We start from the raw sequence: 19,660 nt of genomic DNA on the forward strand, positions 1-19,660 counted from the left end.
TATGGAAATAAAAACGAAGGCGTTGGGTACGGTTCAGATTGAAGAAGATCAAATCATCACCCTGTCTGAAGGTTTTTACGGATTTAAAAAGTATCACCGCTTTGCATTGCTCGATGCGAAGCAAAAGCCGTTTATATGGATTCAGTCGCTTGACGATGCGCAGCTTGCCTTTATTGCCATCGATCCTTTTATCTTCCGGCCTGACTATGAACTGGATATCGATGACAGTTTGCTTGAGCCGCTCGGTATTGAGTCTCCGTCAGACGTACTGGTGTTCGCATTGGTTACCGTTCCGTCAGACGGCTCGGCAATTACGGCAAATTTGCAAGGGCCGCTCATTATCAATAAAAAGAATAAAAAGGCAATGCAGCTGGTCATCGGCGGGGAAAAATGGAAGACTAAGCATGATATCGTCGCTGAAATGAAACGCGGAGGTTCGTCATGTTAATCCTTTCCCGAAAGACAAACCAAAAAATCCGCGTCGGCGATTCAATTGAAATTACCGTTATTGAAGTACGGGGCGATCAGGTTAAAATCGGCGTTGAAGCCCCCCGCTCCGTCAAGGTATTCCGCGAAGAAATTTACGACGAAATTCAGCGCGAAAATAAAGCGGCACTCGCGACCGGCAATATCGATTCGCTCTCTCAACTGGGGTTGAAGTAAAAAGAAAAATCTTAATCCGTATAAGAAGCGGAGAAAGTCAATTCACAATTAAGAATGCATAATTATGAATTATTACCGGCTATTTTTGCATTCGTGCTGTATAAGAGATGTATACTAACGGAGGCAGAAGATGATAAGAGAATCCCCTGAGTGGAACAATCTTCTCTGCGTACGAATAAAAACCTTTTTAAGATTACTTCATATTTTTCCCTGTTTGCCGATATTGAGTAAAGATGAGCCTCTAAAAACTGTAGTTTGTAGAGGCTCGCCAGAGAGGTTCTTATGATTAGAGGTTGGTACACTGCGGCAAGCGGTATGAACGCTCAGCAAAAACAGTTGGACGTTATCGCTCAGAATTTAGCAAATGCCGATACGACAAGCTATAAACGGGACGTTGCGACTCATAAAAATTTTCCCGAATTGCTGATACGGCGCTTAAATGATGACGGCGTTGTTAAAAATCCCTTTGGTTCGTCAGACATTGCGCCCATTATCGGAAAACTCGGCCTTGGGGTGGAGCTGAATGAAATCTTTACCGAGTTTGAGCAGGGTTCCTTAAAGCAGACCAATGCGGCCTCCGATCTCGCGCTTGAAGGCAAAGGCTTTTTCTGCGTGGAAACCCCTTACGGTGAACGGTATACCCGCAACGGGAACTTTACCGTCGGCGTTGAAGGCTATTTGATGACAAAAGAAGGCTATCCCGTCCTTGGGGAAAACGGACGTATTTTTTTACAGGACAAGGAATATAAGGTAAACCAAAACGGAGAGGTCTATGCGCGGCCGATGACCGAACCTGATTCGGATGCAACGCTGACCGACCGGCTCAAAATCGTTACCTTTGAAAATGACCGGTATCTGAAAAAGCGCGGTTCCAGTTTTTATCTTGACACACCCGTGTCGGGGCCTGCTATCGCTGCGGAGGGCGGCGACCGTCCCGTTGTAGTACAGGGCTTTGTCGAAGCTTCAAATATTAAGGTAGTCAACGAGATGGTACGCATGATCGAAGTAAACCGTGCGTATGAGGCAAATCAAAAGACAATTCAATCCGAAGATACAATGATGAGTAAACTTTGGAACGAGGTTGCGAAAGTAAAATAGCGTAGGAGAATAAGATGGTAAGAAGTTTATGGACAGCCGCAACCGGCATGAACAGCCAGCAAGCAAATATCGATACCGTTGCAAACAACCTTGCAAACGTGAATACCAGCGGTTTTAAAAAGCAGCGGGCGGAGTTTGAAGACCTGCTGTATCAGACCATTCGGGCGGCGGGAACACCTGCAACCGAAGATACGATTACACCTGTCGGCGTTGAGATGGGGCACGGTGCAAAGCTCGCCGCAACGCAGCGGAATTTTGAACAAGGGTCGCTGCAGAACACAGGTGTTTCTACCGATGTGGCTATTGCAGGAGAGGGCTTTTTCCGTGTGCTGCAATATGACGGTACCTATGCCTATACGCGGGACGGTTCCTTTAAAATCGATGCCGACCGGCAGTTGGTAACCTCAAACGGACTCCGCTGTTTGCCGGAAATTATTTTCCCGGAAAACTATCTTCCGCACACAATCGCAATCAGCCAAGACGGCCGGGTGTCGGTGCGGGTAGGGGAGCAGGATGATCCGGTAGAAGTAGGTCAGATTGAGCTGTACCGCTTCCAGAATCCGGTCGGGCTTTTCGCTCAAGGAAGCAATTTGTTCCGGCAAACTCCGGCATCGGGTCAGGCTATCGCAGGGCGCCCCGGCTTTAACGGCTTCGGCAAAACCGAGCATAAATTTTTGGAAATGTCGAACGTCTCTACCGTCAGCGAAATGGTCAACATGATTGTCGCACAGCGTGCCTATGAATTTAACTCAAAAGCCATCCAAACCAGCGACAATATGCTCGGTACCGCAGTCGGCTTAAAGCGGTAGTATTCCTTTTGTGCGAAATTTTTCTGAAATTTCGCATATTTTTTTATTGTAGAAAACGGGCAACCATTATTCTGCGGGCTGTTAAAAAAACAGTCTGGTGCGGTTGCCCTGATTGAAAGGAGCGGATTTGATGATTGAAGCGGTAAAGCAGAATATCTATACGGTACAGCAGCAGTCGGTAGCACGGGATACTTCCCACACAAAAGGAGCTCGTCCGGCGAACAAACATGCTGCAAAAAACACGCAGAGCTTTTCTCAGTTGCTCGATTCCTTAAAGACCGAATCCGCCCGTTTTTCTACAGCGAAGGAATCCGCTCATTCAAATCTTTCGACACGGCTTCCGGGTGAGTATCTAAGCTCATTTGAAATCGTCAATCCTACCGATGCAGATCGTGCGGCTCAACCTAAGGGTATGGGCGCCGTTTCTGCGGCACAGCACTCCGGTGCAAAGGCCACTATCGATAAAACCTCCGAACTGTATCAGCAAGCCCTTGAGCTTGAATCCTACTTTGTCAAAATCATGCTCGATTCCATGCGGAGTACGCTCGGCAAAAATAGCCTCACCGGAAAAGACAGCTTTGCCGGTAAAATGTACGACGATATGATGTACGAAGAGCTTTCCCGCACAATGACCAAAAATGCAGGGCTCGGCCTTGCCGATCAAATATACTTACAGCTGAACGGGCGAGCGTAAGGAAATCTCTGTCCCAGCAATTCTTGTTAAAGCCTTGAAACGCCGGTTAATTCAGAAATGAATTAATCGGCATTTTTTTATTCTTGACATTGATAAAAAGTTAGCGTAGGATAACTGTTATTTTTAGATACACGAATGCCTATCTATAGGACATCTCTCAAAACTATAAAAGGATATGATGATGAATGAACAAAAGCATACTCCGCCTCTGCAATTAGGTGCTATACAAGAGACGATGCTGATACCGGTTACGATAAAAGCAACTGAGACTCAGCGGAAAAATGCGAGGATTAAAGATTATACCGCTGTAAAAATTCTTGAGACCTTGCAGTGCGATACTTCAAAATACGACAAATTTATGAGCCATGAGGGAGTTATTGCACGCACGATTATGTTTGACCGGGAAGCTGCCTCTTTTATTGCAGCGCATCCTGATTGTACTGTACTTAATCTTGCGTGCGGACTTGATGACCGATTCTCCCGTGTCGATAACGGAACTATCCGCTGGTTCGATCTTGACCTTGCCGACAGCATGGCGGTACGGCGGCAGTTCTTCTCCGATACCGATCGGAGAAAGATGCTCACCGGATCCGTACTTGATACTGCATGGGTTACCGCGGTAAAGAGTTCCGGTAACTACAAGGAACCCTCTTATGTATTGATCATAATAGAAGGGCTTCTCATGTATCTGACGGAAGCCGAGGTTAAAGAGACCTTTGACATTATTGCAGACTTTTTTCCAGAAGCACAGATTATCACTGAGCTGATGTGTAGAGCCACAGCAGGATTCTCGAAGCACCACGATACCGTTAAACACACCGGTGCGGTATTCCGATGGGGAATCGATAACGGTACTGAGCTTGAAGAGCTGTGCCCAAAGCTGAAGCTGCTTAAAGAAGAAAGCTTTAATCTGGAAATGAGCAAATACACATTCCGCGGCTGGCTATTCGGTAATCTGCCTAAGTTCAAGCGGCTGAATAATAGGCTTGCGGTATTTGGAGTGAAGGCTTACTCTCCTACCCCCCACCGTTTCGGTATAGACTTCAATATCCCCCGACACGGAATGCAGGGGGATTAAACGATCCGTACTACTGAATTAAAAATACTGCCGTTTTGCCTCTGCACGGGGATGCAAAATCCATTCTACATCGGCATCGGTAAGCGTCATATTATAGAATTGTTTATAATATTCTTTTATTTTTTGATTCATATCGATATCGCCGAAAAGGTCGGGACGGGCTGTTTTTGCAAACCACCACATAGCAAGCGGAGTATCGGTTGTAGGCGGCCACCAACGGTGCATTCCAAAGGGAAACTTAAATACCTGCCGGTTTTTGACCGCATTTATGCCGCTCCAATCATGTCCGGGAGCTGCAGTGTTGTTGTATAAATTATCCGGTGTCTTATCGGAAAAGGTTAAGATAAAGACCTGATCAGGCTGCCATTCATATATTTGTTCCATATTGATAGCTCCCTGAGTTGCCTTCCCGCCAAGGTTTATTCCGCCCAGCAAGTTCGCCCAGTATTGCCCGAATGATTTTTTTCCGGCAGAGGCGATGGTTGTGTCCGAATACTTACTGATAAACAAAATCTTATTCGGAGAGGGGAGCGGATGTTTTTCAATTCGAGCTTTAATTTCCTTTTCAACTTGTTCGCCGTAGGCAATAATCTGTTGAGCAGGGCTTTCCATTTGCAGCGTTTGAGCCATTGTATCCATCCATGACTTGAGGGTTACAAGCGGGCTTGCATCCCATCCGGTACTCGGATGTGCTAAGGCTACAGCAGCAATCCCGGCTTGCTGGAGCGGTGCGGCAACCGATGCATCCATATAAAAGACAACATCCGGCTTGAGCTTTATCAATTCTTCCAAGTTGAGCTTTCCGCCGGTATAAAACGCAGAGGAAATATTTTGAAAGTCCGGGGCATATTTTGAAAATATGCTGTACTTTGCTCCGTTGACGGAATCGGGAGAGACCCCGACAATATTGTCGGTCTTACCCTGTTGAAACACGGTTAGAACCGTCGGCGCAGGCAGCGGACCTAATACAACGATTCGTTCGATCTTATTGGGAACCTCTACCGAATTTCCCTTAAAGTCCACAACCGTATGAGTTCCTTCTGCAGCACTCATCGCCGCGGTTCCGGCTGTCTTTGCCGGTTCATCTTTTTTACCGGCGCCGTAGACACCGCCCAACACAATAGAAAAAAACAATACCGTTATTAGTAGTTTTTTCATACCTTACACTCCTTCTGGTAAGTTAATTTTTTACTTCGCTAAAGATACCGCCGTTACAGCGCTGTACGGTATCCCTTTATACGAAGCCTGAAGAATATCAACGTGCACCTGAAAAACATCTTCCATTATCTCTGCGTTAATAACCGCCTCCGATTGCCCGAATATACTTTCTCCGCTGCGGGAGAGAATGAGCGACTTGTCGGAAATACGCAGGGCATGGGCGGGGTAATGCGTATTGAACACACAGCATAAGCCGTCAACTTTTGCAAGCCGGTGAACCGTTTCCAAAATGATAAGCTGGTTGCGGAAATCCAAGTTTGATTCAGGTTCATCCAGCACCAGCATCTCCGGCTTGCTGCACAGCGCCCGGGCGATCAGCACCATTTGCAGCTCCCCGCCGCTTAAACGGTTGCAATACTTGCCGCGTAAATGGGAAATGCCTACGGCTTCCATCGCTTCTTCGCAGTATTGTCTATCCTTTTGTCCCGGTACGCCGAACAATCCGATGTGTACACTGCGTCCCAATAGAATCATCTCCTCTACGGTAAAAGCAAAGGGGAGATATTTTGCCTGCGGAACATAGGCAATACGTCTCCACAGCTGTTGTGCAGGAATTTCTACAATATTCTGTTCGTCAATCGTACTAGTGCCGGAATTCCATTGCAGCATCCCCATCATGCAGCGGAGCAACGTTGTTTTTCCGACACCGTTGGGGCCAAGGATGGATAATATCTGTCCACTTTCTATCGAAAAAGAAACATCCCGTAAAACCGGTGCGCCGCCTTTAAATGTAAATGTCCCATTGTGAACCGCGAATATCACTTCCAGCCGCCTCCCGTCCGTTTTAGCAGTATGATAAAGAAAGGAGCTCCTACAAGGGCTGTCAGAATGGAAAGGGGAATTTCCGACTGCGTTGCACTGCGGGCGACTGTATCTAACAGCAGCATGAACACAGCACCGATGCTGGCGCTTGCAGGAATAACCCGCCGGTTATCACTTCCGAAGAGCATCCTGCATACATGGGGTACCACGAGTCCTACCCAGCCGATTTGTCCGCACATAGAAACACTGGAAGCAATAACCGCAGCCGATGCGATAATGATCAATAAGCGTATTTTTCGGAGATCGATCCCCATAGACTTTGCTTCATCATCAGATAAGGTGAGAATATTGCATTTCCATCGTGCAAGGATTAAGATTACCGTTCCTGTTACAATAATCGGCGCTCCTACGGCTAAACCTTTCCATGTGGCATTATTCAGACTTCCAAGCAGCCAATAGGTAATTGTCGGGAGTTTTTCTTCAGAATCTGCCGTGTATTTAATGAGTGATACCATTGCCTGGAATAGCGCAGACACCACAACGCCTGCTAATACCAGCATAACAATGGAGTTCTGCTGCTTTATTTTTCCTGCTTGATAGGTAAGGTATAGGGCAAGGATACCGAAAACAAGAGCACTGAGCTGTACAATCAGCAGGCGTTGATCTGCCAGCAATGCCAGTGCGGCGCCGAAACTTGCCCCTGATGCTACTCCCAGCGTATCGGGTGAAACCAGAGGATTGGAAAGCAGCGCTTGTAACCCTGCTCCGGCGCTTGCCAATGCACAGCCGCAGAGCAGCCCTAATAGGATGCGGGGCAGTCTGATGCCGATAATAATGTGGGCTTCAACATTATCTTTTGCCAATGCGATATTATTGTGTGTAATGAACTGTATAATTGCGCGAATAGTACTACTTGCCGGCACCGAATACCGTCCGATAGAGAGGCTGATCATCATTGCAATAAGCGGCGCTAAAAATAAGAGACATCCAAATAAAACAGGATACTGCCGTCGGTTCTCTTTTTTGATCATTGTTGACATTGAAAAAAAGTTAGCATAAACTAACCATGTATTCTGTTGCCGTTGCAACAAAGAAGGAAAAAATGCTTAATTTTTGCACAGCTTTTTTAGCGCATTCTGCGGTATTTAAAGGTATCCCTGCTCAAGAAATTGATAAAGCTGTTTCCTGCCTTCACGGATTTTACCGGTTACTTGAAAGCGGACAGGAAGTACATCCTATAGCTGATACTATCCCTTACGCAGGCATTGTGATTACCGGCTGCATTCATGTAGAACAAATCGGTGTTGATGGGAAGATCATACTGCTTAAGCAAGTGCAAAGGGGAGACCTGTTCGGCGCAGAACTCAGTTGTTTAGAGCGGACAAATCCGTTTTTACGTATGGTAAGTGCTCAAAAATCAAAGGTGCTGTTTATCAAAGTGCCGTCTGCACAAAATAAGACGTGCCGAACCTGTCCGTATAAGATGACTGTTTTAGAGAATATCCTCAGGGAAGTTGCACGTGATGCAGTATATCTGAATCTGAAAATTCAGCTTCTTTCACAGCCGACACTTCGTGATAAACTGCTGTTTTACTTGAATGTAATGCATGACTCGCAGCACTCTCATGCTTTTACGATCCCGTTTACGCGGGAAAAACTTGCACAGTTTATTTGCGCGGACAGAAGTGCGGTATCGCGGGAGTTGAGCCGTATGCAGCGCGAAGGTATTATCACAATTGAGGGGAAACAGATCAAGTTTGTGTTGCACCGGCAACAGACGGTAAACGGATAAATCCGGTATAAGTAATGTATGGAAGATTTAAAGGCTATTTTGGATATAAACCGTTCGTTGTATAAAAGATTCGGCTTACCGCTGCCGATTTTTGATGAGCTTATTACAGGCTTCCGCTGGATTATGACAGCTGATACCGACTCACATATAAGCCTTGCGTTGCATGTTGAAGAAAATATAAGCCCTGAACAATATGCGAAAATTGCAGCGGAGCTTTACGGTAAGCCGGTAGACGTATGTATCGAGATACTGCTTGAACGGCGGAGTCCTCAGTTGAGGAATCTCATCGTAAGTTTAAGCAGTTTGATGAGTAAGCCGCTTAATACGGCGGAGCTTCTGGCTAAGCGCGGCATTGTGAGGACGGAAGGTCTGCAATTCCGGTATCAAACGGAAGGAAAAAAGGTCGGGCTTATCGGATTCGGTGTTTATATCAACCGTTTTTTGAACCGCTGTAAAGAATTTCATGTGTTCGATTTACGGAAACCGGAAGCAATTCTAAGTTATCGTTATAAAAACGGACTGCAGCGGTTTCCGGAAGGCATACAATGGCATCTTGGACACAATGCCGCTGATTTTTGCGATATACTCAGTACGCTTGATATTATCATTATGTCAGGCAGTACTATTGTGAATAATTCATATACGGCATTGCGGCAAGCGGGATCCAATGCAGAAATTGTAGGCTTGTACGGACCGAGTTGCGAGCTCTGTCCCGACTACTTTTTTGAGCAAGGGTATAACTATATGTTCAGTACCTCGGTTAGGGATAAGGAAACGTATTTGAAGACTGCCCTCGGTGCAGAGCAGACATACCGTGAATTTGACTACATGGATACTTATGAACTTGAAAGGAAAAGGGCATCTCTCAATTAACAATCGAGGTGTAGAGATGTCCTTCTCTATAAAACTTTCTGTAGGAGATTATGATGTACGAAGCAGGACATGTTTTTTTAGCAAGAATCGGTAAAACGACGCTTCGGCCGGGCGGTATTGAGGCTACCGAATGGCTAATCGATCAGGCTGCTATAACACAGAAGACAAAGGTGCTTGAGGTTGCGTGCAATAGAGGGCGCACCATGATTCAGTTGGCAAAGAAATTCGGTTGTGCCGTTACAGGTGTCGATCTTGATGAAAATGCCTTACAAAATGCGAAAGCCAATATCGAAAAAAATAATCTACAAGATAAACTTACACTGATACACGGCGATGCAACAGCATTACCGTTTGAAGATAATAGTTTTGATGTTATTATCAATGAAGCAATGCTGACCATGCTGGTGGGCGACCGCAAAGACAAAGCACTCAAAGAGTATTTCCGTGTGCTTAAACCGGGCGGTAGAGTAGTAACGCAGGATGTTTTTTTTACCGTTAAAGATGCGGCACAGCAAAAGGAACTCAGAATGGGTCTAAGCAAGACTATTAACGTAAACGTCGAGCCGCTCGATGCCGAGGGGTGGGAGAGCCTTTTTTCCCGGAACGGATTTACCGTAACGCAGAAGCGCGGAATGATGACCCTGCTCAGCCCCCGCGGTTTGCTCCGAGATGAAGGCTTGTGGAATACGCTGCATATTATCCGGTGCGCACTCAAGAAAGAAAACAGAGCAATGTTCTCCAAGATGTACCGTTACTTCAACGGACACAAGTACGAACTGGGCTATATCTGCAACGCAGGCGTAAAATCGGCAGCGGTCTAATGCTTAGTGTTCAACTCAAAGCCTCGCCGCCGCTTATTCCGCTGTATTTGCGCCTGCCGTTTCGGTGTAAACCTCTTTGTTGAGTACTTCCAGTGAAAGCTTTGTTCCTTCCGGAACGGTGTATGGTACTGAACATGCGCCGCCCGGATGCCGGAATGAGGTAAGGAGATCTTTATCCCCGTTGGGATACGCTGCATAGAGCGAAACGGTAAAGGGATAGGGAAACTCTGCCAGTGTTGTTTTAAGGATGCCGGATACCATACCGTTTGCCGATTCCGGTAGGGAAACGGTCAGTGTTACCGGAGAAAATACCGGAACTCCACTCTGTGCTGCGGCGCTTTGCTGTTGTACGGTAATATCCGTTCCCGTGGTACTACCTGCTGTAAAGGCAAAAGTTACCGCAGCTCTCTGCATTACCTGATATATTTTTTTTAGATCGGCACCGGCCATATCGGGAACTTGGGTTGTTTCCGCTTGCGTTCCCTTGCTTACTACAAAGGTCAGTTCCATATTATTCGCAATCGGAGTTCCCGCTGCGGGCTCCTGCTCAAGGATGGTTCCTGCGGGTTCGGCGCTGTATTTTGTCAAATACGGCTGTTTAATCTGGAGGTATTGGCGGCTGCCGGAGGTAAACAACTCCCGTATCCGATTTTGTACATCTTCAATATTCTCTCCGATATAGTTCTGTACCGTATCGATGACAGTTCCTTGGCTTACTACCAGCTCGATCCGCTTGCCGCCTTTGACGATAGCTCCCGGGCTGGGATCCTGTTCAAGGATAAGCCCTTTTTCGTCTGCTTTTTGAGAATAGCGGAGTTGAATGCGCGGATAGAGTTCACGCGCCTGTAAATCGAGCAGCGCTTCGGGTAAATCTTTACCGACAACATTCGGCACCATCACCTGTTCGGCGCTTTTTAACGAAATAAAAAAGACCAGCGTCGAAACCGCAATAAAAACGATGAGCATCACCAACGATGTAATAACAATTGTTTTTCCGTTTCCGCTGATATCATCAGCAATATCACCTACACTCATACTTAATCCTTAGATTTATGTTTCCGGAAGTGACCGGAGCGTTGTTCCGATAAAGCCGGCAGCCCCGTTTAAAAAATCCTTCCATTGCATTGCTTTTTTTGTTTCCTTCTGGAGTACCTGTACCGCTAAAATACCCTTGCCTGTTTGTACCAATACGCCTTCCCGTTTATCAATGCTGAGTACCAGTCCCGGCGTTTCGGGAGATTCCGCCGCTGCGTTCCCCGTATACGGATGCGCCTGTATAATAGAAAGTTTTGAACCCATCCAATAGGTAAAGGCTCCCGGCCACGGGGTATAGGCGCGTATTTTCCGGTCTATTGCGGCGGCATCGTCTTGCCAGCACAGTAATCCGCTGTCTTTTTCCAACAGCGTACAATAGGTTGCCGCTGCATGATTTTGCGGTGTTGCGGTTACGGAACCCGTTTCTACCGTTTTAAGCGCTTGCACGATGAGTGAAGCACCGAGTTCTGCACAGCGGGTTAAGAGCGTTTCGGTCGTATCGGACGGTTCAACCGGCAGCTCTTTTTGAATGATGATGTCTCCCGCATCCATTTCCTGCGCCATATACTGAACGGTTACACCGGTTATGCTATCTCCTGCAAGGATTGCTGCCGGTACCGGACTCGGCCCTCTCCATCGGGGCAGTAGGGACGGATGAATATTGAGCGCACCGTGCGGAAATAAAGCTAACGTCTTCGGGCCGAAAATCTTTCCATACGCAAAACATACCAGTACATCAGGCCGGAGCGCCGCTACGGCTTCACGGAACTCTGTGTTTAATTTCTCCGGTGTAAAGACCGGTACCTCTTGAGCGATGACGCCACGTTCTTTTAGTTCGGCAACCGCCTGCGCTATCGCAGCGTCCGCATATTTTTTACCGCGTCCGACACGGGCGGGCGGAGCGGTCAGCACACCGGCAAGAGGATATACCTTCGCGATTGCCTGTAATGCGGGGATTGCGCACTCAGGGGTTCCGGCAAAAAAAACGTTCATTATGCACGCGCCCGCTTTTTTGCTTCACGCTGTTTTTTGCGCTCTTGCTGTTGAGTGAACTTTGCAACGAGGCTATCCCGTTCTTTTTCGGATAACCGATCGATGAAAAGGACTCCTTCAAGGTGATCATACTCATGCTGGATAACCCGCGCGAGTAAACCGGTTGCTTCTATCGTCCTGCGCCGTCCATTCATATCCTGATATTGCACAGTCACGGCTTCGGGGCGGACAACGTCCGCATATATTTTAGGGATGCTTAAACAGCCTTCTTCGTAGCTGCATTGCTTTTCCGAAGTGCCGACAATGAGCGGATTAATGAATACCCGTTCAATACCGTCATCGATTTTTACGATAAAAAGTCTTACATTTTTTCCTATTTGAGGCGCTGCCAAACCGATACCTTTGTCAGTATCCATCGTTATAAACATTTCCCGTATCAGTTCATGCAAGGCTTCATCAATATGCTCTACCGGCTTTGAGGGCTGCCGGAGCGTTTCTTCACCTAAATATAGTACCTTCATCGCGCATCATAGTACAAAATTTATGCCGTGCGGTCAATGTGTTTACAAAGTGAACGTACCGGAAATCTCTGTCCCGCACCTATCAGCTACTTGACTTTTTTGGGGTTATTTGGCATTATCGCCTGTATTCACGGTGGGTGTAGTTCAGTGGTAGAGCGCCAGATTGTGGATCTGGTTGTCGTGGGTTCGAACCCCATCACCCACCCTTTTACGTTTATGCTTGATGCGCAGACGCTTATAAATCAGTCTGTTTTGGGCATAACGGAAAATGCGCCTGTAGCTCAGTTGGATAGAGCAACGGACTTCGAATCCGTAGGTCGCACGTTCGAGCCGTGTCGGGCGCACGTTTTTTACTCATTCATATTTTTTTACAAATCCCGTTACTCATCACCGGACAAGTCTTTTATATACAGCAGCCCTTTCTGCTCAAAACCTTCCCGTTCAAGTAGCGCAATCAAATGAGCCGGTGTGCAAAAGTCGGCAAATATCAGTACATCAGCCAAAGATTTAGCATACATACAGGATCGCTGTAGAAGCTCTTTACCGAGTCCAAGCCCCCGATACTCAGGCAATACCCGCAAGAACGGAATGCAAAAACTTTCGTTAAATGGAAAAGCAACGATGGAGCAAACCCCGCACAACCCGTTTTCATTGTATGCAGTGATATACACAGCATTATGCTGAGTTGTGCCATACTTCTGTCCGGCTGCGGCACAAACATTCGCGTCAAAAAATGATGTGTATCCAAGTAGTCTACCCGCTTCAAATGCTGCCTTTTCATCAAAGTCGTCAAAGGATATTATCTTATCACTGTCCTCGGAAGTTGCTTCCGTTTTACGGATAAAATTCCGCAAAAGTTCGGTATTCAACGCATCGTATTTTTCAATCAGAAACGTAAAATCTTCCTGTAAAAGCTGACTGTCTGTTTCATCTTCAAAACTGATTTTTTCCAATCCCCAAAGTTTTCTCAGATCATTGTACCATTCGTAAACAGCAGCTTTCATCTGCTGATCCTTGAACCGGTACCATTCACGTTCAACGATAGGCGCGGTTTTCAGTACTTCTTTATACCGGCGAAAGACGCCTTTCCGCTGTCCGAGCGCATTGAGCAATGCCTCCCGCAGCAGAGGGTTATGTACCTGCGCCGTAAACTGTTCCATTACATGGAAGCCTTGAGCGGAAGTCCAGTCGGGGAGATCGTAATAGCGTTGATCGTCGATAACTGTCCCATAATCATCATCAATCTCATCCATATCGACACAGATACCTTCGAGCGCATCGAATAAAAGAATTTCCGTTTGATTTTCCATCGCAAATATAATGTCATCGATTATTTCAGGTGATAAAATAAATGTCATACCATTTGATTATATCATAAAATAAGTGTAATATGTAATGAATTATCTCTAGGGCATCTCTAAAAACTCGGTTAGCTTTTTAGAAGTTCCCTCTGAAAGATGGGAGGTCGTATATGAGCGATATTGTGTATATTGAAGGACGTGAGATTCTCGATTCTCGCGGAAATCCTACGGTTGAAGTTGATGTTGCATTGAGCGACGGCAGTTTCGGACGCGCCTGTGTTCCGTCCGGAGCGTCTACCGGCGAGTTTGAAGCGTTGGAGATGCGCGACGGCGATGCAAAACGCTACGGCGGCAAGGGTGTATTAAAGGCTGTCGATAACGTAAATACCATTATTGCGGAAGAGCTTGAGGGAATGGATGCCTTGGAACAGGCTGAAATCGATCAGACTATGCTTAATCTGGATGGGACACCGAATAAGTCAAAACTCGGCGCCAATGCGATGCTCGGCGTTTCGATGGCAGTGGCTCGCGCCGCCGCCGACTATGTCGGTTTACCGTTGTACCGCTACTTGGGCGGTGCACATACCTTGCAAATGCCCGTACCGATGGCAAATATCATCAACGGCGGCAAGCATTCCGACAACAAAATCGACTTTCAGGAATATATGGTGATGCCGATCGGCGCCGAGTCCATTCACGAAGCGGTGCGCATGACGGCGGAAGTTTTCCATGCGTTAAAAGGCCTTTTAAAGGCGGACGGTAAGGCAACCTCCGTCGGAGATGAAGGCGGTTTTGCCCCGGATATCGATAACGAAGCGGCGCTGGAATATATTATGAAGGCAATCGATAAGGCAGGCTACAAGCCGCGCACCGATATTGCCATCGCGCTCGACTGTGCTTCTTCCGAATTGTTCGATGAGGGCGGACGCAAGGGCTATAAATTCTGGAAGTCAAATCCTGGCAAGCTGTTCACTGCGGATGAGATGATCGAAATCTATAAAAAGTGGATTAATACCTATCCGATTGTTTCTATCGAAGATCCGCTCGATCAAAATGATTGGGAAGGCTATGCACGTTTAACTAAAGAACTTGGCAGCAAAATTCAGATTGTCGGCGACGACTTCTTTGTCACCAACACCGAACGGTTGCAGCGCGGTATTAAAGAAAAGGCTTGTAACTCTATTCTGATTAAGCTCAATCAGATCGGTACCGTTACCGAAACCATCGATGCGGTACGAATGGCGCAGAATGCAGGCTATACTGCGGTTATCTCTCACCGTTCAGGCGAAACCGAGGATGCGTTTATCGCCGACCTTGCCGTCGCAGTAGAAGCGGGGCAGATTAAGACCGGTTCGATGAGCCGCAGTGACCGTATTGCAAAGTACAACCAGCTGATGCGCATTGAAGAAGAACTCGGCTGCCAAGCCCGCTATGCAGGCGCCGCAACCTTCGCACGCTACGGATTTTAACATTTAGTCTCACATTCTTAATTATCCATTCATAATTGAGAATGTGAGTAATTACCCATTACAAATTACCAATTACTAATTGATTTATAGGAGAAGTTATTTATGAAAAAGATTATTGCAACAGACAAGGCGCCGGCCGCAATCGGACCGTATTCGCAAGGAACAGCCGCAAATGGCTTTATCTTTACCTCCGGCCAGCTGCCGATCGATCCCGCTACGGGCGCTTTTGTTCCGGGCGGCATTGCCGAACAAACTCGCCAATCGCTGATGAACCTGAAAGCGGTACTCGAAGCAGGTGGTAGCAGTTTGGACAAGGTGCTTAAAACAACCGTATTTTTAAGCGATATGAACAACTTTGCGGAAATGAACAAAGTGTACAGTGAGGTATTCGGTACCGGAAATTATCCGGGGCGCTCCGCGGTACAGGTAGCCCGTCTGCCGAAAGACGGACTGGTTGAAATTGAGGCGATCGCTCTTGCGTAAGTCGATGTTGGCGCTGTCGCTTGCGGCAGCGCTTGTTTTTTCCGCTTGTACAAAACAAAAAGCCGAAACTGCCTCGTCGCAAACGCCCAAAAGCGCATCGACGGTACCGGTTGAAGCACAGCCTGCAAATCATTGGAAATATTTTTCCATTGGTGACAACGGTTCCGTGGAATTTAAAAATGCCGATGCCGTTTCCGCAATACCTGCTGTAGTGTTTAAACCGTGGACGGAGGCGGTTCAAGTTTCCGATTTCGGCTTAAATAACGGGGATGCCGTCTTTTTAATCAATAAGTGCGGGCTGTATCCTATTCGATATTTACAATCAAATGCACAGCTTCCCGTTAGGCATGAGCTCTTTCCACACGTCACCGCCGGAGATCTCTATGTGGAGGATGGGCAGTATTTTATCCGTATCTATCAAAATTCGATCTTTTCATCGCGCGATATATCCGAAAATACACACTTCCTATTGCGTACCGATCCTGAATGCAAAGTCTATACACCCGCAGCCGATGTTGCATATCTGCATTTACCGAAAGAGGCACAATGTAAATCGCTTGAGCGGGTAGGCGGCCAATGGTATGCAAGTTTTAAAGCTGATAACGGCAGGGATGTTTCTTTCTTCTATATAAGGTGCGGTAACTTTTCCAGCTTTATGCAAGATGATGCCTATAAACATATCGAACAACTGTCTGCCGAGGGCTTTAGAGCAGCCTGCGAACCTCCGCCTTATAACCGGATGCCGGATATGCTCAAAGTGTTGGCGGACGCAATCGAAAATAATAGGGATTTGTACTTAAATGTATTCACCGAAGATTCGGCGGATGGTACTATTTTCTTTAAGTCCGCACGGAATCAAACGAACGATACGCTGGAGGAGAGGGTACCGGTAAACGTTTACGCAGTTCAGTATTCCCAAAGTGACGGTAAGCAGAATGCAGCAATCCTCTTACCTGACGGAACTTTGCTGCTCAATACGAGCGAGCACGGTATCCGCAAAGTACAACTGCCGTCTCTACCGGAAAACTTCACGTATACCGCGTTTTCCATCTCGGATACGGCGATTACTGCTGCTTGGGAAGAATCGATATTCTATGAAGTCGGCCGTGCGGGAATCTTTACCGCCGAGTTGAGCGAACTGGGGCTGTAAAAACTTCCGGAGTGGTTGCAGTGCACTCGGCTTTAATATCCCTTGTTACGGGCTTAAAGAAGCCAAGAAGCACCGAGGTACTAAATCTCTGCACGGATATTTCTTTATACGTCTTTCGGCTGTTTTACAATAAAGGGAAGACCGAGCAGCAATTCATCGAGGCTTGTGATAAGATGACGGGGACGTATCCTATCTTTATATTCAAGCAATTGCTTGAATATAAAGAGGGATTCATCGAGCATTGTACCGAGCGAACCCGGAAGTTGAATCCGTACCTGTAGTGTCCACCGCGAAATAAAGATCATCGCTTGCAGAACAACTGCTTTTTCCAAACCGTTCAGCAAGGCTCCGCTTGTGAGCGAGAAACTCCCTATCGAGAAAAGCTCTTTTCCTACCGGAATAAAAAGATGACATACGATAATACCGACCGTTGAAATACAGAGCGGTATCCAATATATTTTTTGTTTTTCTGCCAAGCAAAGTGCAAATCCGGCGCAAAAAATAACTGTTTTTGCCGGTAAGCCGGGGATAAAAAGGAGCGTTGTGAGCAAGGTAAAGCCGGTTATCAATCGAAGCTGCGGATGAGCGACGGGGTTCGTATCGTCCGGTAACTGTATATAAAGCGGAGAATCGGCATCCCGTATGTGGGCGTACCATTCGGATTCCGCTTCAAAGCTTTCGCAAAAAATACCGAGAAGCAAGGACGTTACTGAACCGATAAAGAGAAAAGGTGGCACCATATAACGGATGCCCTCTCCGAAAATAAAGAAGCGTCCGATAAAAAGCTGTATGCAGTTTGATACAAAGGCGCCTGCCATACTAATTCCGGCAAGCGATAGCGCTTTACGGGGAATCTTATGCAAGGCGTACATCATAAGTGCTGCGCCGCTTGTTCCCGCTGCCGAAAACAGGATGAGATAAGAAAAAAGCGTTCCGCTGATAAAAGCCTGTCCCAGAATTTTTATCACCGTCAGTAATAAAAACGCCGGGAACGACAGCACGTCGAGCGCTAACAGCAGCGGAACATTTGCGAGCCCTATCCGCAGAAACGGAAGCGGCTTGGGAATAACAAACTCAATAGCCGAAAGAAAAAAGCATAAAGCGCCGAAAACCGGCACCAGCGCATCCTGTTTTTTATTCATAGTATAGCCGGTTTAATGACAGCCTGAACATCCGCCGCAGCCGCCCTCTCCCGTACCGCAGCTGCTTCCGCACCCTGCAACAAAGGATTGCTGAACTTCTTCAAGCTCTTCGGGGGTGGCATCCCGCACACCGGTAACTTTTATGTCGAAGTGTAATGTCTTTCCGGCAAGCGGATGGTTCGCATCCAGCGTGATAATATCGCCGTCAATGCCGGTGATTACCACATGATGGCCACTCGTTTCAAATTCCATACCGACTTCCAGCTGTGTGTCGGGTGGAAACTGCGCGCGGCTTACCTCAAAAACGGCGCGTGGATCGATTTCGCCGTAAGCTTGCTGCGGCGATACCGTAAGCGAAAAACTTTCACCTGTTTCGCGTCCTTGAAGCGCTTTTTCCAAACCGGGGATAAGCTGGCGATAACCGTGAACATAGTCCAGCGGTCCCATCTGTTCCGATGAATCCAAAACCTTTTGGTCATCATCTTTTAAGGTATACTCAAGGGTAACCAAACAATCGTCTGCAATTTTCATGCTGAATATGATACCGATTTTTCTACGTTCGAGCAAGGCAAAAACTCGAAATGCGTTTGTCCTGAATCTGCATCTTGACCTCTATAGGCCGTTTATGCTATATTTTGAAATCAACCGTTTAGTTTTGATGGTATGCACCCGTTCATATATCATCATACAAAAATCTAGAAAATACGCGGAGTTATGTATCGTATTTAATGATAGATACTTCCGCAGAAATGTAAACAGAGGTTTTTATGTACGCACTTTTTGAATATAAAGGCAAGCAGTATAAGGCTGAACAAGGTTCCAAGATTCTGGTGGACAAAATCAACGAACCGCAGGGAACGGCTATCGATATCGATACCGTTTTACTGGTTAACAATGACGGTAAAGTGTCTGTTGGAGCTCCCTACGTTGCGGGCGCGAAAATTTCGGCAACGGTTGAAGAGAGTATGCGTGATAAGAAGGTGATTGTATACAAGTACAAGAGCAAGAAAGACTATCACCGCACAATCGGGCATCGCCAGCACTACACCTATTTAACGGTTAATTCGATTACCGGGGTGTAAGCACGGAATGATACAAGTCCTTTTGGAGCTTGATGAAAAGGAGCATCTCCTTTCCGTTGAAGCTTCCGGCCATGCGAATAGCGGCATTAAAGGACATGATATTGTGTGTGCAGCCGTAACGATCCTTTTAAGGACGACTGTACAGGCGCTCGGTTCCGTGCAAGCTGATATCAGTGCGGAGCGGCGCGGTTCGCTTTCTTTTCGGGTTCTTAACTATGACGAAACGCAAAGCGAAAAATTACGGTATGCAGCGGAGTTTTTATGGCTTGGGATAGCTTCTTTACAGGAAGAATATCCGCAAGCGGTTCAATGCAAAAAGATACAGCGGTAAGCAAGCAGATGCTTACCTGATACGAGGAGGCTACTATGGCACGGAAACGAGGCGGAAGCGGTGCAAAAAACGGACGAGATTCAAATCCTAAATATTTGGGCGTTAAGGTATACGGCGGACAGACGGTAAAAGCCGGTTCCATTTTAGTCCGTCAGCGCGGAACTCCCATCCATCCGGGCGATAATGTCGGCCGCGGCAAGGATGATACCTTATTTGCAACTGTAGACGGTACGGTTGTGTATCATCGCCGCAATGGCAGACATTTAGCATCTGTAACGCAAGCGTAGGGATGGATGAGCGGTTAATTCCGCAATGATATAGAAAACCTCTAAAAACTTCAGTTTT

At 46.8% G+C, this 19,660-nt stretch carries 24 protein-coding genes and 2 tRNA genes; 17 read left to right on the forward strand and 9 right to left on the reverse strand.

The window, feature by feature from the left end; translation table 11 throughout:
- Position 1 precedes the first annotated feature (1 nt).
- The 6 genes from fliW (at position 2) to E4N69_RS03365 (ending at position 4,342) form a co-directional block, all read left to right on the forward strand.
- Entirely contained in the window at positions 2–448 is a 447-nt protein-coding gene (fliW, locus tag E4N69_RS03340; RefSeq protein WP_253824510.1) for a flagellar assembly protein FliW, read from the forward strand.
- Positions 442–663, forward strand: a complete 222-nt coding sequence (gene csrA / locus E4N69_RS03345) for a carbon storage regulator CsrA (protein WP_253824511.1) — start codon at positions 442–444, stop codon at positions 661–663. The genes fliW and csrA overlap by 7 nt, the downstream gene beginning before the upstream one ends.
- Before the next feature lie 282 nt (positions 664–945).
- Positions 946–1,761: a flagellar basal-body rod protein FlgF gene (gene flgF / locus E4N69_RS03350; RefSeq protein ID WP_253824512.1), complete on the forward strand. Its 816-nt coding sequence runs from the start codon at positions 946–948 to the stop codon at positions 1,759–1,761.
- 14 nt (positions 1,762–1,775) lie between these two features.
- A complete protein-coding gene (gene flgG / locus E4N69_RS03355; RefSeq protein WP_253824513.1) occupies positions 1,776–2,570 on the forward strand; it encodes a flagellar basal-body rod protein FlgG in 795 nt (264 codons plus the stop codon).
- 130 nt (positions 2,571–2,700) lie between these two features.
- Complete coding sequence (locus E4N69_RS03360; protein WP_253824514.1) at positions 2,701–3,264, forward strand: rod-binding protein; 564 nt, start codon at positions 2,701–2,703, stop codon at positions 3,262–3,264.
- Between the two features lie 181 nt (positions 3,265–3,445).
- Positions 3,446–4,342, forward strand: a complete 897-nt coding sequence (locus E4N69_RS03365; RefSeq protein WP_253824515.1) for a class I SAM-dependent methyltransferase — start codon at positions 3,446–3,448, stop codon at positions 4,340–4,342.
- 18 nt (positions 4,343–4,360) lie between these two features.
- On the opposite strand, the gene E4N69_RS03370 is transcribed toward E4N69_RS03365, so the two are convergent.
- The 3 genes from E4N69_RS03370 to E4N69_RS03380 are packed head-to-tail and all read right to left on the reverse strand — an operon-like array spanning position 4,361 to position 7,362.
- Positions 4,361–5,500: an ABC transporter substrate-binding protein gene (locus tag E4N69_RS03370; RefSeq protein ID WP_253824516.1), complete on the reverse strand. Its 1,140-nt coding sequence runs from the start codon at positions 5,498–5,500 to the stop codon at positions 4,361–4,363.
- Between the two features lie 30 nt (positions 5,501–5,530).
- Complete coding sequence (locus E4N69_RS03375) at positions 5,531–6,322, reverse strand: ABC transporter ATP-binding protein (protein WP_253824517.1); 792 nt, start codon at positions 6,320–6,322, stop codon at positions 5,531–5,533.
- A complete protein-coding gene (locus E4N69_RS03380; RefSeq protein WP_253824518.1) occupies positions 6,319–7,362 on the reverse strand; it encodes a FecCD family ABC transporter permease in 1,044 nt (347 codons plus the stop codon). Before E4N69_RS03380 ends, E4N69_RS03375 begins: the two co-directional genes overlap by 4 nt.
- 62 nt (positions 7,363–7,424) lie before the next feature.
- On the opposite strand from E4N69_RS03380, the gene E4N69_RS03385 reads away from it, so the two are divergent.
- From E4N69_RS03385 to E4N69_RS03395, 3 genes are read left to right on the forward strand one after another with little or no spacing between them, the layout of a single operon-like run.
- Complete coding sequence (locus E4N69_RS03385) at positions 7,425–8,114, forward strand: Crp/Fnr family transcriptional regulator (RefSeq protein ID WP_253824519.1); 690 nt, start codon at positions 7,425–7,427, stop codon at positions 8,112–8,114.
- A gap of 18 nt (positions 8,115–8,132) precedes the next feature.
- On the forward strand, positions 8,133–8,987 hold the full coding sequence (locus E4N69_RS03390) for a Rossmann-like domain-containing protein (protein ID WP_253824520.1): 855 nt from the start codon (positions 8,133–8,135) through the stop codon (positions 8,985–8,987).
- A 50-nt stretch (positions 8,988–9,037) separates the two neighbouring features.
- Complete coding sequence (locus E4N69_RS03395) at positions 9,038–9,808, forward strand: class I SAM-dependent methyltransferase (RefSeq protein ID WP_253824521.1); 771 nt, start codon at positions 9,038–9,040, stop codon at positions 9,806–9,808.
- A 33-nt stretch (positions 9,809–9,841) separates the two neighbouring features.
- Here the strand turns inward: E4N69_RS03395 and E4N69_RS03400 are convergent, their stop codons facing one another.
- From E4N69_RS03400 to def, 3 genes are read right to left on the reverse strand one after another with little or no spacing between them, the layout of a single operon-like run.
- A complete protein-coding gene (locus E4N69_RS03400) occupies positions 9,842–10,843 on the reverse strand; it encodes a PASTA domain-containing protein (RefSeq protein WP_253824522.1) in 1,002 nt (333 codons plus the stop codon).
- Positions 10,844–10,858: 15 nt separating this feature from the next.
- Positions 10,859–11,836 carry a methionyl-tRNA formyltransferase gene (gene fmt, locus E4N69_RS03405; protein WP_253824523.1) on the reverse strand — a complete coding sequence of 326 codons (978 nt, stop codon included), beginning with the start codon at positions 11,834–11,836 and terminating at the stop codon, positions 10,859–10,861.
- Positions 11,836–12,357, reverse strand: coding sequence for a peptide deformylase (def, locus tag E4N69_RS03410; RefSeq protein WP_253824524.1), 522 nt, complete (start codon positions 12,355–12,357; stop codon positions 11,836–11,838). Before def ends, fmt begins: the two co-directional genes overlap by 1 nt.
- A 133-nt stretch (positions 12,358–12,490) precedes the next feature.
- Between def and E4N69_RS03415 the strand changes: the two genes are divergently transcribed.
- Together E4N69_RS03415 and E4N69_RS03420 are read left to right on the forward strand one after the other, a co-directional pair.
- Positions 12,491–12,562 (forward strand) — tRNA-His (locus E4N69_RS03415).
- Positions 12,563–12,627: 65 nt separating this feature from the next.
- Positions 12,628–12,701: transfer RNA gene (locus E4N69_RS03420), tRNA-Arg, on the forward strand.
- 36 nt (positions 12,702–12,737) lie between these two features.
- On the opposite strand, the gene E4N69_RS03425 is transcribed toward E4N69_RS03420, so the two are convergent.
- The gene (locus E4N69_RS03425) at positions 12,738–13,715 is read right to left on the reverse strand and encodes a GNAT family N-acetyltransferase (RefSeq protein WP_253824525.1); all 978 of its coding nucleotides are present in this window, start codon (positions 13,713–13,715) and stop codon (positions 12,738–12,740) included.
- Between the two features lie 113 nt (positions 13,716–13,828).
- Between E4N69_RS03425 and eno the strand changes: the two genes are divergently transcribed.
- The 3 genes from eno (at position 13,829) to E4N69_RS03440 (ending at position 16,760) form a co-directional block, all read left to right on the forward strand.
- On the forward strand, positions 13,829–15,127 hold the full coding sequence (eno, locus tag E4N69_RS03430; RefSeq protein WP_162662683.1) for a phosphopyruvate hydratase: 1,299 nt from the start codon (positions 13,829–13,831) through the stop codon (positions 15,125–15,127).
- Between the two features lie 102 nt (positions 15,128–15,229).
- Positions 15,230–15,610, forward strand: a complete 381-nt coding sequence (locus E4N69_RS03435; protein WP_253715184.1) for a RidA family protein — start codon at positions 15,230–15,232, stop codon at positions 15,608–15,610.
- Positions 15,603–16,760 (forward strand): DUF8086 family protein, encoded by a 1,158-nt coding sequence (locus tag E4N69_RS03440; RefSeq protein ID WP_230978000.1) that lies wholly within the window; start codon positions 15,603–15,605, stop codon positions 16,758–16,760. Before E4N69_RS03435 ends, E4N69_RS03440 begins: the two co-directional genes overlap by 8 nt.
- A gap of 104 nt (positions 16,761–16,864) precedes the next feature.
- On the opposite strand, the gene E4N69_RS03445 is transcribed toward E4N69_RS03440, so the two are convergent.
- Together E4N69_RS03445 and E4N69_RS03450 are read right to left on the reverse strand one after the other, a co-directional pair.
- On the reverse strand, positions 16,865–17,902 hold the full coding sequence (locus tag E4N69_RS03445) for a Gx transporter family protein (protein ID WP_253824526.1): 1,038 nt from the start codon (positions 17,900–17,902) through the stop codon (positions 16,865–16,867).
- A gap of 12 nt (positions 17,903–17,914) precedes the next feature.
- Positions 17,915–18,433 carry an FKBP-type peptidyl-prolyl cis-trans isomerase gene (locus tag E4N69_RS03450; RefSeq protein ID WP_162664726.1) on the reverse strand — a complete coding sequence of 173 codons (519 nt, stop codon included), beginning with the start codon at positions 18,431–18,433 and terminating at the stop codon, positions 17,915–17,917.
- A 236-nt stretch (positions 18,434–18,669) separates the two neighbouring features.
- Between E4N69_RS03450 and rplU the strand changes: the two genes are divergently transcribed.
- From rplU to rpmA, 3 genes are read left to right on the forward strand one after another with little or no spacing between them, the layout of a single operon-like run.
- The gene (gene rplU, locus E4N69_RS03455) at positions 18,670–18,984 is read left to right on the forward strand and encodes a 50S ribosomal protein L21 (protein ID WP_016522145.1); all 315 of its coding nucleotides are present in this window, start codon (positions 18,670–18,672) and stop codon (positions 18,982–18,984) included.
- 7 nt (positions 18,985–18,991) lie between these two features.
- Positions 18,992–19,315, forward strand: a complete 324-nt coding sequence (locus tag E4N69_RS03460) for a ribosomal-processing cysteine protease Prp (RefSeq protein ID WP_253715186.1) — start codon at positions 18,992–18,994, stop codon at positions 19,313–19,315.
- Between the two features lie 35 nt (positions 19,316–19,350).
- Positions 19,351–19,602, forward strand: a complete 252-nt coding sequence (gene rpmA, locus E4N69_RS03465) for a 50S ribosomal protein L27 (RefSeq protein ID WP_253824527.1) — start codon at positions 19,351–19,353, stop codon at positions 19,600–19,602.
- Positions 19,603–19,660: the final 58 nt, after the last annotated feature.

This window comes from Treponema sp. OMZ 906 (genome assembly GCF_024181185.1).
Taxonomy (GTDB): Bacteria; Spirochaetota; Spirochaetia; order Treponematales; family Treponemataceae; genus Treponema.